At 69.7% G+C, this 12,412-nt stretch carries 14 protein-coding genes, 1 tRNA gene and 1 riboswitch; of the genes, 9 read left to right on the top strand and 6 right to left on the bottom strand.

Annotation, left to right across the window (positions count from 1 at the left end; all coding sequences use genetic code 11):
• Positions 1-44: 44 nt before the first annotated feature.
• Positions 45-431: a hypothetical protein gene (locus ACWGH4_RS19995; RefSeq protein ID WP_441265512.1), complete on the top strand. Its 387-nt coding sequence runs from the start codon at positions 45-47 to the stop codon at positions 429-431.
• Positions 432-447: 16 nt separating this feature from the next.
• Positions 448-1,050, top strand: coding sequence for an RdgB/HAM1 family non-canonical purine NTP pyrophosphatase (rdgB, locus tag ACWGH4_RS19990; RefSeq protein WP_453462514.1), 603 nt, complete (start codon positions 448-450; stop codon positions 1,048-1,050).
• Positions 1,051-1,108: 58 nt separating this feature from the next.
• Here rdgB and ACWGH4_RS19985 read toward each other — a convergent pair.
• The 5 genes from ACWGH4_RS19985 to bcp all read right to left on the bottom strand — a co-directional run bounded on the left by ACWGH4_RS19985 (position 1,109) and on the right by bcp (position 4,808).
• A tRNA-Leu gene (locus tag ACWGH4_RS19985) sits at positions 1,109-1,181 on the bottom strand.
• 55 nt (positions 1,182-1,236) lie between these two features.
• Entirely contained in the window at positions 1,237-1,902 is a 666-nt protein-coding gene (locus ACWGH4_RS19980) for an HNH endonuclease (protein WP_453462511.1), read from the bottom strand.
• Positions 1,899-2,567 (bottom strand): HNH endonuclease signature motif containing protein, encoded by a 669-nt coding sequence (locus ACWGH4_RS19975; protein WP_453462508.1) that lies wholly within the window; start codon positions 2,565-2,567, stop codon positions 1,899-1,901. Before ACWGH4_RS19975 ends, ACWGH4_RS19980 begins: the two co-directional genes overlap by 4 nt.
• Before the next feature lie 129 nt (positions 2,568-2,696).
• On the bottom strand, positions 2,697-4,193 hold the full coding sequence (gene proP / locus ACWGH4_RS19970; RefSeq protein ID WP_453462505.1) for a glycine betaine/L-proline transporter ProP: 1,497 nt from the start codon (positions 4,191-4,193) through the stop codon (positions 2,697-2,699).
• 147 nt (positions 4,194-4,340) lie between these two features.
• Positions 4,341-4,808 (bottom strand): thioredoxin-dependent thiol peroxidase, encoded by a 468-nt coding sequence (bcp, locus tag ACWGH4_RS19965; protein ID WP_453462502.1) that lies wholly within the window; start codon positions 4,806-4,808, stop codon positions 4,341-4,343.
• Between the two features lie 126 nt (positions 4,809-4,934).
• Here bcp and ACWGH4_RS19960 point away from each other — a divergent pair, with 126 nt between their 5' ends.
• The 3 genes from ACWGH4_RS19960 to ACWGH4_RS19950 all read left to right on the top strand — a co-directional run bounded on the left by ACWGH4_RS19960 (position 4,935) and on the right by ACWGH4_RS19950 (position 6,166).
• The gene (locus tag ACWGH4_RS19960) at positions 4,935-5,255 is read left to right on the top strand and encodes a DUF3618 domain-containing protein (protein ID WP_441265516.1); all 321 of its coding nucleotides are present in this window, start codon (positions 4,935-4,937) and stop codon (positions 5,253-5,255) included.
• A 43-nt stretch (positions 5,256-5,298) separates the two neighbouring features.
• Positions 5,299-5,655 (top strand): GroES family chaperonin, encoded by a 357-nt coding sequence (locus tag ACWGH4_RS19955; RefSeq protein WP_005317038.1) that lies wholly within the window; start codon positions 5,299-5,301, stop codon positions 5,653-5,655.
• 85 nt (positions 5,656-5,740) lie between these two features.
• A riboswitch (guanidine-III (ykkC-III) riboswitch) is annotated at positions 5,741-5,804 on the top strand.
• Between the two features lie 41 nt (positions 5,805-5,845).
• Positions 5,846-6,166 carry a DMT family transporter gene (locus tag ACWGH4_RS19950; RefSeq protein WP_159691667.1) on the top strand — a complete coding sequence of 107 codons (321 nt, stop codon included), beginning with the start codon at positions 5,846-5,848 and terminating at the stop codon, positions 6,164-6,166.
• Between the two features lie 55 nt (positions 6,167-6,221).
• Here the strand turns inward: ACWGH4_RS19950 and ACWGH4_RS19945 are convergent, their stop codons facing one another.
• On the bottom strand, positions 6,222-8,831 hold the full coding sequence (locus ACWGH4_RS19945) for a transglycosylase domain-containing protein (protein WP_453462497.1): 2,610 nt from the start codon (positions 8,829-8,831) through the stop codon (positions 6,222-6,224).
• Positions 8,832-8,973: 142 nt separating this feature from the next.
• On the opposite strand from ACWGH4_RS19945, the gene ACWGH4_RS19940 reads away from it, so the two are divergent.
• Genes ACWGH4_RS19940 through ACWGH4_RS19925 form a run of 4 tightly spaced genes read left to right on the top strand, consistent with a single transcriptional unit; the run spans position 8,974 to position 12,267 of the window.
• The gene (locus ACWGH4_RS19940; RefSeq protein ID WP_441265606.1) at positions 8,974-9,774 is read left to right on the top strand and encodes an ABC-2 family transporter protein; all 801 of its coding nucleotides are present in this window, start codon (positions 8,974-8,976) and stop codon (positions 9,772-9,774) included.
• Positions 9,767-10,570 (top strand): ABC transporter permease, encoded by an 804-nt coding sequence (locus ACWGH4_RS19935; protein ID WP_453462494.1) that lies wholly within the window; start codon positions 9,767-9,769, stop codon positions 10,568-10,570. The genes ACWGH4_RS19940 and ACWGH4_RS19935 overlap by 8 nt, the downstream gene beginning before the upstream one ends.
• Before the next feature lie 7 nt (positions 10,571-10,577).
• Entirely contained in the window at positions 10,578-11,546 is a 969-nt protein-coding gene (locus tag ACWGH4_RS19930) for an ABC transporter ATP-binding protein (RefSeq protein ID WP_453462491.1), read from the top strand.
• 13 nt (positions 11,547-11,559) lie between these two features.
• Positions 11,560-12,267, top strand: coding sequence for a DUF1707 SHOCT-like domain-containing protein (locus tag ACWGH4_RS19925; protein WP_453462488.1), 708 nt, complete (start codon positions 11,560-11,562; stop codon positions 12,265-12,267).
• Positions 12,268-12,412 lie beyond the last annotated feature (145 nt).

The raw sequence follows: 12,412 nt of genomic DNA, 5'->3' as shown, positions 1-12,412 counted from the left end.
CGGGCCGAACCGTGCGCCCGTCCGTATCCGGGAGGACCGTCAGAATGTCTGCGCGCCGCCGCATCGCACTCACCATCGCCGCCGCTGCCCTCATCGTGCCCGCAGCCACCGGCTGCAGCGCCCTCGACAAGGCACTCGACTGCGTCGAGACGGCCGACGCCATCGCCACCAGCGTCAACAAGCTCCAAGAAGCCGTCTCCAGCGCCACCGAGGACCCCACCAAGGCCCGCGAGGCACTCGACGACATAGACCGCGAACTCGACAGCCTCGGCGACAAGACCGACAACGCCGACCTCACCAAGGCCGTCGACGACCTCGGCACCGGCGTCGACAACGTCCGCAAGTCCATAGAGAACGGCGACGCCACCCCCGACATCACCCCCGTCACCGACGCGGCCACCGAGATCGGCAAGGTCTGCACCCCCGGGTGACCCCGATAATCGGGACATGACCCGACTGATCCTCGCCACACGCAACGCCGGAAAGATCACCGAACTCAGGGCCATCCTCGCCGACGCGGGCATCACCCACGAACTCGTCGGCGCGGACGCCTACCCGGAGATCCCGGACGTCAAGGAGACCGGCGTCACCTTCGCCGAGAACGCCCTCCTCAAGGCGCACGCCCTCGCCAAGGCCACCGGCCTGCCCGCCGTCGCCGACGACTCCGGCCTCTGCGTCGACGTCCTCGGCGGCGCGCCCGGCATCTTCTCCGCGAGGTGGTCCGGCCGCCACGGCGACGATCAGGCGAACCTCGAACTGCTCCTCGCGCAACTCCTCGACATCGACACCCCCCACCGCGGCGCCCACTTCGCCTGCGCCGCCGCCCTCGCCCTCCCCGACGGCACGGAACGCGTCGTGGAAGGCCGCCTCCGGGGCACCCTCCGCCGCTCCCCGCACGGCACGAACGGCTTCGGCTACGACCCGATCCTCCAGCCGGAGGGCGAAAGCCGTACCTGCGCGGAACTGACCCCGGACGAGAAGAACGCGATCAGCCACCGCGGCAAGGCGTTCCGGGCGCTGGTGCCGGTGGTGAAGGAACTGCTGGGCTGAGCCGGCGCACGACGAGGGCCCGGATCGCGACCTCGCGAAACCGGGCCCTCGCAACCAGTGCGCCCGGTCGGATTCGAACCGACAAACACGACCACCTAAAGATCGCCGCTCAGCCCTTGGCGTACGGGCGCGTGCACCGCGCCACTACTGTACTGGGCAGGGCCCGCGTCGTTGAGCCGAACCTGCCTACCGTGTTCGCCCCCGCCCACCTCGGCACCAAGTGCTGGTGACGGCATGGCAGTTGGGGCACAGTAGCCGCAGGTTCTCCCGCCGGTCGTCGCTGTGGTCGCCGTTGATGTGATCGACCTCCAGCGTCATCGGCCGACCGAACCACACGGGGCCGGTCCCGCACTCGTCGCACAACTCGGGAACGTCGATCTCGTGCAGGGCACGACGCAGCAGAGCGGTCTTCGTGCGACGCCCCACGTGACGCTTGACCAGTAACTCTTCCGCCGACTTGGCCGCCTTGCTCGGTTTGGCTCTCTGATGTGCCTGCCCGAGGAAGTGCGAGGTGTCGATTTCGTACTCGTCGACCAACCGATGGAACAGGGCACGCAGCCTGGTGTTGTCGGGGCGTTGCAGGACACGCAGCGCACCAGCGACAGAGGTCGACTCGGCGACGGCGGCCCGCATCTCCTCGGGTCCGGGGGCGTGCAGGGCCCCGTGAGGCCCGCGACGCGGTCGTGGGAAGTGCGACACGTCGATGCCGTAGTACGCGAAACGCCTGAGCAGATGGCGCTGCAGGTTCTTGTACGGCTGCGTGCCGAGGAAGGCGATCACCTGGTCGATGTCGGCGCAGGTCCCGGCTGCCTCGGCGAGCACCTCGCGCGTGTAACGATGAGCCCCGCTCATGCTTCCGCTCCGGCGCGTGGGGTGGTGCTCCGTCGGGCCTTCGCCCTGCCCCGATAGGTGTCGGTCGCCGAGTGGCAGTTCGGACACAAGAGGCGAAGGTTCTCCAGCCTGTTGTTCCGCCAGTCCCCGTTCACGTGATCCACTTCCAGTGGCAGGGGGCGCCCTCGCCACAGAGGCTCGGTGCCGCAGAGCGCGCAGCGTTCAAGGACTCCGAGCGCAACCATCGCCCGTCGCAGGCGCTCGCCCGGAACACGGCGTGCGTCGACGGGATCCTGGACGGAGAGCAGTGTCTGTGGAGTCCGGCGCGATCGGCTTTCTCCTGCGCGATCGGGTCGGGTGAAGTGTGACGTGTCGATGCCGAGGGCTCTGACACGGTGGCTGATGTGCGTGTGATGGCCGCCCACCACTTCGAGGCCGAGCCGCCTCAGCACTTCGCACATAGTCGTTGACGCGGCGACTGCGGGCTCCAGAACCTCCTTGGTCCACCGGACGCCCTCCCGCGCGAAGTGCGATGTGTCTACGTTCATCCGCCGCATGCGCCCGAGGACGTAGCGCCGCGTCGGGCTCTTCGGATCCACCCCCAGCCTCATCAGCGCCTCGCTCAGTGTCCGTGACGATCTCGCCGCCTCGGTCAGGCGCTCCCGGGTGTACGGACTCGCCGGCATCGTCCCCTCCGTCCCGGCCGCGTGTTCGCGGTCCCGTACGGAGTAACGAACCGTTTATCGGACAGTTACTGCCGATAAACGGAACAGCCCGCCCCGATTGCCGGGGGCGGGCCGTTCCTTGCGAACCGGTCAGAACTTCGGCTCCGGGGCCGCCGCCAGGACCATGTCGGCGGCCTCCTCCTTCGTGCTCACCGACGGGGGCGAGCCGTCCAGGGGCTGCTGGGCCGTCTCCTTCATGCACGCCACCGCGATCACACCGACCAGGGCCGCCGCCATGGCGTAGTACGCCGGCATCAGGTTGCTGCCCGTCAGGCTGATCAGGGCCGTGATCACCAGGGGGGTGGTGCCGCCGAAGAGGGACGCGGAGAGGTTGTAGCCGACGGAGAGGGAGCCGTACCGGACGTGGGTGGGGAAGAGCGCCGGCAGGGCCGCGGACATCGTGCCGAGGAGGCAGACCAGGGACAGGCCCAGCATCAGCATGCCCGTGGCCATCGCCGGGACACTTCCCTGGCCGATCAGCAGGAACGCGGGTGCCGACAGGAAGAGGAAGCCGAGCATGCCCGCCATGAGCAGGGGTTTGCGGCCGAAGCGGTCGTTCAGGCGGCCCACCTGGTTGATGATCGCCATCAGGAAGACCATGACGCCGATCAGGATGAGCAGGCCGTGCGTCTCGCTGTAGCCGAGTTCGTCGGACAGGTACGTCGGCATGTACGACAGCAGCATGTAGTCGGTGATGTTGTACGCGCCGACGAGGGCGATGCACAGGATCAGCGTCGGCCAGTACTTGCGGAAGATGTCGGCGAGGTCGCCCTTGGCCGTCGTCTCGACGGTGTCGGCCGCCTCGGAGGCGTGCGCGGACTCCGCTTCGAGCTTCTGGAAGGCCGGGGTCTCGTCGAGCTTCAGCCGCAGGTAGACACCGACGAGGCCCAGTGGTGCGGCGACGAGGAAGGGCAGCCGCCAGCCCCAGGCCTCCATGGCGTCGCTGCCGAGCCATGCGGTGAGCAGCGTGACCAGCCCGGCCGCGCCGACGTAGCCGGCGAGCGTGCCGAGTTCGAGGAAGCTGCCGAAGAAGCCGCGTCGTTTGTCGGGGGCGTACTCGGCGATGAAGGTGGACGCGCCGCCGTATTCGCCGCCGGTGGAGAAGCCCTGTACGAGGCGGAAGAGGATCAGCAGGACGGGCGCCCAGAATCCGATGGTGGCGTACGAGGGGATCAGGCCGATGGCGCCCGTGCCGATCGCCATCATGATCATCGTCGCGGCGAGCACCTTCTTGCGGCCGATCTTGTCGCCGAGGGGGCCGAAGACCATGCCGCCGAGCGGGCGAACGAGGAAGGCGACGGCGAAGGTCGCGAAGGAGGAGAGCAGCTGGACCGTGTCGTTCTCCGAGGGGAAGAAGACGTGGCCGATCGTGACGGCCAGGTAGCTGTAGATCCCGAAGTCGAACCACTCCATGGCGTTGCCGAGCGAGGCGGCTTTCACCGCTCGCTTGACCGCTGCTTCGTCGGTGACCGTGATGTCGGTCCGCCGCAGTTTGGGGTTCCTCCGCTGTTTGATCGTGCGGAAGAGTACGGGGTGGCGTTTGATCGCTGCGGGATCGGCCTTCGGTTCCTGGCCGCTTTCCGCCATGACCTGTTCCTTTCCTGGACTCCTCTTCCAAGAGCATCGTCTGCTCCCTCGCGCCAACCGCAAACCGAAGTCCCACGCGAATGGGACTTCGGTCACAATTTGTGCGCTCGGTCGGAAAGGGGGCGGAAAGGGGGATGAGGCCCCGGCTCAGATGTCGAGGTCCTTGATGATCTTGGCGACATGGCCGGTGGCCTTGACGTTGTACAGGGCGCGCTCGACCTTGCCCTCCTCGTCGACGACGACGGTGGAGCGGATCACGCCGGTCACCGTCTTGCCGTAGAGCTTCTTCTCGCCGAATGCGCCGTATGCCTCAAGGACCTCCTTGGAGGGGTCGCCGACGAGCGTGACCTTGAGGGACTCCTTCTCGCGGAACTTGGCCAGCTTCTCGGGCTTGTCCGGCGACACGCCGATGACGTCGTAGCCGGCGCCGGCCAGCAGTTCGAGGTTGTCGGTGAAGTCGCAGGCCTGCTTGGTGCAGCCTGGGGTGAGCGCGGCGGGGTAGAAGTACACGATCACCTTGCGGCCCTTGTGGTCCGCGAGCGAGACCTCGTTGCCGTCGGCGTCGGGAAGGGTGAAGGCGGGGGCGGTGTCGCCGGGCTGGAGTCGCTCGCTCATGGTTCTCCTCGGTGTGCTTCGGGGCGTACGGCGTCGAGCGTAATGGGGGTGCCGTCGGGTGCGGTGGCGGGTGAGCTGACAGACTGTCGACGAAGGATTACCGGACACGACCACGGAGGCAGCGCGGTGTCGGATGCCAGGACCCCTGCGCAGATCGAGGCGGACATCGTCCGCAGGCGCGAGCGGCTCGCCGAGACGCTCGACGAGATCGGTGTGCGTGTGCACCCGAAGACGGTCATCGGTGACGCGAAGGCCAAGGTCGCCTCGACGGTGGACCGGACGGCGGGGCGTGCTTTCGTCGCGGTGAACCGGTCCGTCTCGGACGTGAAGGCGCAGTTCGTGTCCGACGACGGGTCGCCGAGGCTGGAGCGGCTGGTGCCTGTGGCGCTGGTGGCGGTCGGTCTGGTGGGTCTGCTCGCCGTGTCGGCGCGCAGGCGCCGTTTGTGACCCTGGGACCCCTGGGGGTGTCCGTGGCAGGTAGGTTCGTCGCGTGAGCGCCAAGAGTCATGAGCACAGTCCCCAGCACGACAAGCTGCCCATCCGGATGCTGCACGACCGTGTGCTGGTGAGGACCGACATTCCGGAGGGTGAGCGGCGTTCCACCGGCGGCATCGTCATCCCGGCGACCGCCGCGGTGGGCCGGCGTCTGTCCTGGGCCGAGGTGGTCGCGGTCGGGCAGAGCGTGCGGACGGTGGAGCCCGGGGACCGGGTGCTGTACGACCCGGAGGACCGGGCGGAGGTCGAGGTGCGGGGCGTTGCGTACGCGTTGATGCGGGAGCGGGATCTGCACGCGGTGGCGGCCGACCGTTTCCAGGGCTCGGAGGATTCGACGGGGCTGTATCTGTAGCGCGGGTACGCGGGCTGTCCCGGGGGCGGCGGCAGTCGGGGCCGGTGGCGGAGGTCACCGGCCCTTTCGTCTGCCCCGGGGGCGTCTTTTGCTACGTTGGAGTGACCCCGACGAGACGCGCCGTACCGGGTAGGAAAAGACGACGCACCCCGTTGTTGTTCGCGTTGTTCCGCGTCTCGGAGGTGCCGTCATGGCCTGGGTCCTGCTTGTTGTCGCCGGTCTGCTCGAGGTGGGCTGGTCGATCGGTATGAAGTTCACCGAGGGTTTCACCAGGCTGTGGCCGAGTGTGTTCACCGGTGCGGGGATCGTCGCGAGCATGCTGCTGCTGTCGTATGCGGCGAAGTCACTGCCGATCGGCACGGCCTACGGGGTGTGGGTGGGGATCGGTGCGGCCGGTGCGGCCGTGGTCGGCATGTTGGTGCTGGACGAGCCGGTGACCGCTGCCCGGATCTTCTTCGTGTGTCTGCTGCTGGTCGCGGTGGTCGGTCTCAAGGCGACCTCGGGGCACTGAGCCGCTGAGGGCTGCCGGGTGCCCCGAGGTCGCGGGATCCGCCTTGACTGCGGGTTCAGTGGGGCCGGGCGGCCGGTCCGGTGGGGCCGGCCGGCGGTGTCGCAGGGTCGGGTGCGACGGGTGTGACGGGTGCGGTGGGGCTGCCGGCCCCGGTCGGTGTGCGGGGGATCCGCCCGGGGGGCCCTGCGGGGCCGGTGCCGGGTCCTTCGCCGAGGCCGGGCCGGCTGCCCGCGCCGCCGACTCCGTAGGGGCCGCCGTCGCGGCCGGTGCCGGCCTGCTCGCCGGGGTCGCGGGGCCGGAAGGGGTCTTCGGGGTTGCCGGACTCCGGGCTCCGGGGGTCGCGCTGTCCCGGCGGCGGCTCGTTCGAGCCGGGCGCGAGACGCAGGTCGAAGCCCTGGACGGGGGTGCCTTCGAGGGCGGCGGCCGTGTACTGGCCCCAGATCTGGGCGGGGGCGCCGCCGCCGTTGATGCGGGACATGCCCAGCGCCCCGTACAGCGGTGTCTGGGCGCCGGTCTTCGGGTTCTGGCCCATGACGGCGACGACGGTGGCCAGTTCGGGGGTGTAGCCGGCGAACCAGGCGGCCCGGTCCTCCTCCGCGGTGCCGGTCTTGCCGGCGGCGGGGCGGCCGGCCGACTGGGCGGCGGAGCCGGTGCCGCCGTCGACGACGCCGCGCAGGACGGCGGTGGTGGTGTCGGCGGCCTCGCGGGTGACGGCCTGTTCGCTGCTCGGTTCGGGGAGCGGCACCTCGGCGCCGTTCTTGGTGATGCTCTCGACGAGTGTGTAGTCGGTGTGTTTGCCGTGGTTGGCGAGGGTGGCGTACGCGCCTGCCATGTCGAGGACGCTGGCGGTGGCGGGGCCGAGGGCGATGGAGGGGGAGGGGCTGAGGTCGGGGGTGGTCCTGGGGAGGCCGAGGGCGATGGCGGTGTCCATGACGCGGGCGGGGCCGACGTCGACCGCCATCTGTGCGAAGACGGCGTTGACGGATTCGTCGGCGGCCCTGCGGACGGGGATGGGGCCGTAGGAGACGTCGTCCTCGTTCTCGGGGGCGTAGCGTGCGCCGGTCCAGCCCTGGACGGGGCGTTTGCTGTCGCCGACGTAGACGGTGTTGGGGTTGATGGGGTGGCCGTCCTGGGTGGTGGAGCGGTTTTCCACGGCGGCGGCGATGACGAACGGTTTGAAGGTGGAGCCGACCTGGTAGTCGCGGCGGGTGGCGTTGTTGACGAACTGTTTGGTGTAGTCGATCCCGCCGTACATGGCGACGACCTTGCCGGTGGCCGGTTCGACGGAGACGCTGCCGACGCGGACGTAGCGGTCGGCCTCGCGTTCGCTGTCGAGTTCCGAGTTCACCTGTTCGTCGACGGCGGCGGAGAGTGCGTCCTGCTTTCCGCGCTGGAGTGTGGTGGTGATCCGGTGGCCGCCGGTGGCGAGTGTCTTCTCGTCGAGGATGCCGCGTGCCGCGAGGTAGTCCTTCACGGCCTGGACGATGTAGCCGCCCTGGCCGGAGAGTCCGCTGACGGGCTTCGCCCGTTCCGGCGTCGGGAAGGTCAGGACCGCCCGGTCCGCTGCGCTGAGCCACTTCTCCTTCACCATGCCGCCGAGGACGTACTTCCAGCGGGCGAGCGCCGCCTGCTTGTTCTCGGGGTAGGTGGCGACGTCGTAGGCGTTGGGGGCGTTGAGGAGGGAGGCGAGGTAGGCGCCCTGCGCGATGTCGAGGTCTTCGACGTCCTTGCCGTAGTAGGCGTGCGCGGCGGCCTGGATGCCGTAGGCGTTGCGGCCGAAGTAGCTGGTGTTGAGGTAGCCCTCGAGGATCTCGTTCTTGCTCTGGTTGCGGCCGAGCTTGATCGCGATGAAGAACTCCTTCACCTTGCGGGTGATGGTCTGTTCCTGGCCGAGGTAGTAGTTCTTGACGTACTGCTGGGTGATGGTGGAGCCGGACTGTTTGCCCTTGCCGGTGACGGTGTTCCAGGCGGCGCGCACCATGGCCATGGGGTCGATGGCGGGGGCGCTGTAGAAGTCGCGGTCCTCGGCGGCGAGTACGGCGCGCCGGACGGGGAGGGGGATCTTGTCGAGGGAGACGTTCTCGCGGTTGACGTCGCCGTCGCGGGCGATGTGGGTGCCGTCCTCGTAGAGGTAGACGTTGGTCTGGGCGGTGGCCGCGGCGTTGGCGGGCGGGATGTCGACGAGCAGGTAGCCGGTGACGAGGCCGCCGATGACGAGCAGTGAGGTGAAGAGCAGGGCGCCGAGTGTGACGCGCCAGGTGGGGACGGCGCGCCGCCAGCCGGTGCGCTTGGGGCGGGATGCGCGGCCCTTGTTCTTGCGGGCGTTCATCGCGGCGGTCGCCGTCGCTCCGGCCTGTTCCTTGTGCGGGGAGGAGGCCGGCCCGCCGGGTTCCTCGTCGCCGTCGGGGTCCTCGTCCGCGGGGGCGGCCTGTCCCGTGGCGGGTTCCTCGTCGTCGCCGTCTTCCTCTTCGGCGCGCGCCTCGTCGTCGCTGCTGTCCTCGTCGTCGGCGCGTGCCTCGTCCGCCTCGGGGGTCTCGTCCTCCCCGGGGGCCCGGTCCGTGTCGTCGGGACCGGTCTCCGTGCCGTGCCGCTTGTCCGTGTCGGGCGGGTCGGCTGCCGTCGCGTCCCGGGGTGTCCAGCCCTGCTGCTGCGGCTCGTCGCTCATGGCACACATACTGCACTTTTTGTGTCGATAACCCCCGTATCCGGGCGCTTCCGGCGTCGTAAATCCCCTCGCGATGGCCAGTCGCCCTGGGCTAGGGTCGTGCGCTTTGGTGCCTGGACGGATGCGTGAAGGGGGAGTGGCTGTGCGGCTTTACGCGGTCGTCGCAGCGGGTGGGTTCCGGCGCCATGCGACGTATCGGGTGGCGACGGCGGCCGGGGTGTTCACCAACACCGTTTTCGGCTTCATCCTGGCGTACACCTATATCGCCCTGTGGGACGAGCGCCCGCAGCTCGGCGGGTACGACCAGTCGGAAGCGCTCACCTATGTGTGGCTGGGACAGGCGCTGCTGATGACCTGCGCCATGATGGGCGGCGGTTTCGAGGACGAGCTGATCGAGCGGATCCGTACCGGCGACATCGCCATCGACCTCTACCGCCCCGCCGACCTCCAACTCTGGTGGCTCGCGGGGGACCTGGGGCGGGCCGCCTTCCATCTGCTGGGACGGGGCATCGTGCCGATGGTGCTCGGCGCCCTGGCGTTCGACCTGGCACTGCCCGGATCGCCATGGATCTGGGCGGCGTTCCTGCTGTCCGTGGCGCTCGGTGTGGTGGTGAGCTTCGCGGTGCGGTTCCTGGTGTCGCTGTCGGCGTTCTGGCTGATGGACGGCGCCGGGGTGATGCAGATGTGCTGGCTGGCGGGACTCTTCTTCTCCGGGATGCTGCTGCCGCTGAGCCTGTTCCCCGGTCTGCTGGGCGAGGTGGCGCGGGCACTGCCCTGGTCGTCGCTGCTCCAGGTGCCCGCGGACGTGTTCCTCGGCAAGCACACCGGCTGGGACCTGCTCCAGGTGTACGCCTTCCAGGGCGGCTGGGCGCTGGCGCTGCTCGCGGCCGGCCGGATGCTGCAGTCCGTGGCGACCCGCAGGGTGGTGGTCCAGGGTGGCTGACGCGCTCAGGGCGTACGGGCTGATCGTGGCGATGTGGGTGCGCTCGACGATGGCCTACCGCGCGTCGTTCGCGATGACGACGCTCGGGAACTTCACGGCCACCGCGTTCGACTTCGTCGCGATCCTGCTCATGTTCTCCCACGTCGACGCGCTGGGCGGCTACTCGCTGCCCGAGATCGCGTTCCTGTACGGGACCACGAGTACCGCCTTCGGCCTCGCCGACCTGGTGATGGGCTCCATGGACCGGCTCGGACGACGGGTGCGCGACGGCACCCTGGACACCCTGCTGGTGCGGCCCGTGCCGGTCCTCGCGCAGGTCGCCGCCGACCGGTTCGCGCTGCGCCGGCTCGGCCGGGTGACACAGGGTCTGATGGTGCTCGCGTACGCGCTGTGGACGCTCGACGTCGAGTGGACGGCGGCCAAGGCCGCGATGGTGCCGCTGATGCTGCTGTGCGGCGGGGCGATCTTCGCGTCGGTGTTCGTGGCGGGCGGCGCGTTCCAGTTCTTCGCCCAGGACGCGGCCGAGGTGCAGAGCTCGTTCACGTACGGCGGGAACACGCTGCTCCAGTACCCGCCGTCGATCTTCGCGAAGGACCTCGTGCGCGGGGTGACGTTCGTCGTGCCGCTGGCCTTCGTCAACTGGATGCCGTCGCTGTACGTGCTGGGCCGTGAGGATCCGCTCGGCCTGCCCGACTGGTTCGCCCTGCTGCCGCCCGTCGTCGCCGCGGGCTGCCTCGGGCTCGCCGGACTGGCCTGGCGGGTCGGGCTCCGTTCGTACCGCAGTACCGGAAGCTGAGGACACAGTGGATTTCATCGAACTCGACGGCGTCGAGAAGGTCTTCGACGTACGGCGCAAGGCCGGGCGGCTGCGCCGGGAGAAGTACCAGGTGCGGGCGGTCGACGGGATCAGTTTCACCGTCCCGCGCGGCGAGATGGTCGGCTACATCGGCCCGAACGGCGCCGGCAAGTCCACCACGATCAAGATGCTCACCGGCATCCTCACGCCCAGCGGCGGCCGGCTCCGGGTCGCGGGCATCGACCCGTCGCGGGAGCGGACCCGGCTGGCGCAGCGGATCGGGGTGGTGTTCGGGCAGCGCACCACCCTGTGGTGGGACCTGCCGCTGCGCGACTCGTACCGCCTCATGCACCGCATGTACCGCATCCCCGACGCCACGTTCCGGCGGAACCTGGACCGCTGCGTCGAACTGCTGGACCTGGCGGAGCTGTTGGACGTGCCGGTGCGTCAGCTCTCGCTGGGGCAGCGGATGCGCGGCGACATCGCCGCGGCGCTGCTGCACGACCCGGAAGTGCTGTACCTGGACGAGCCGACCATCGGTCTCGACGTGATCTCCAAGGCCAAGGTGCGGGGGTTCCTGCGTGACCTGAACGCGGAACGCGGCACGACGGTCCTGCTCACCACGCACGATCTGACCGACATCGAGCAGCTGTGCAAGCGGGTCATGGTCATCGACCATGGGCGGCTCATGTACGACGGGCCCCTGGCCGGGCTGCACGAGGTGGGCGAGAGCGAGCGCACCCTGGTCGTGGACCTGGAGCGGGAACTGCCGCCGATCGAGATCGGGTCGGCGCGGACGCTGAAGGTCGAGGGGCCGCGGCAGTGGCTGGCCTTCCCGGCGTCGCTCTCCGCGGCGCCGCTGGTCGCGGCGCTGGCCGAACGGTACCCGCTGGTGGACCTGTCGGTGCGGGAGCCGGACATCGAAGCGGTGATCGCGAAGATGTACGCGGAACGTTCTGCCGGGCCGCTTGCTTGACTAGGCTGGCGGTATGACGAGCGAACTCCCTGAGATGCGTGCCTCCGATGCCGAGAGGGAGCGGGTCGCCGAGCGGTTGCGGGACGCCGTGGCCGAGGGCCGCCTCGACATGGAGGAGTTCGACCAGCGCCTGGACGCGGCCTACCGTGCGCGTACGCACGGCGACTTGGAGCCGCTGGTACGGGACCTGCCGGCACCGGGCACGACGTCCGGCGCGGCGTCCACCACGACACCGGCACGCGCCTCCTGGGCAGGCCGCGTCGGCGGCCCGGCGACGTCGAGCGGCGCGTTCTCGTTCTGGGGCGGCTTCTCACGCCGGGGGACATGGACGGTCGGCCGGAGGTTCACGGCGTTCACGCTGATGGGCGGCGGCGAGCTCGATCTGCGGGAGGCCCGGTTCGAGGACCGAGAGACGGTGATCGACTGCGTCGCGATCATGGGCGGTATCCAGGTCGTCGTCCCGCCCGGCCTGAACGTGGAGGTCAGGGGCATCGGCCTGATGGGCGGCTTCGACGAACACGGCAGCGTGGAGGCGGACCCGGACCCGGGCGCACCCCGAGTGATCATCAGGGGCCTGGCGCTGATGGGCGGCGTGGGCGTGGAACGCAAGCTCACGAGGGCGGAGAAGCAGCGGCTCAAGGCGGAGCGGGCGGAACGGGAGCGCGAGCGGAAGCTCGGCAAGGGTGGCGACGGGCGGAAGGAACTGGGCGGCGGGGCGTGACGCCGCCGGGTCCGCTGCGCGGGGCTGTTCCCCCACCCCGCCCCTTCGGCCTGGCGGCCGTGGGGGACCCCCACTTCCCGTAACCGGGCTCCGCCCGGACCCGCCACCGCGCTCCGCGCGGTGTTTCCGGGGCTCTGCCCCGTAC

The organism is Streptomyces sp. NPDC054847, from assembly GCF_053610925.1.
The sequence above is the reverse complement of the archived record's forward strand: the minus strand, read 5'-3'. Positions and strand labels throughout refer to the sequence as shown.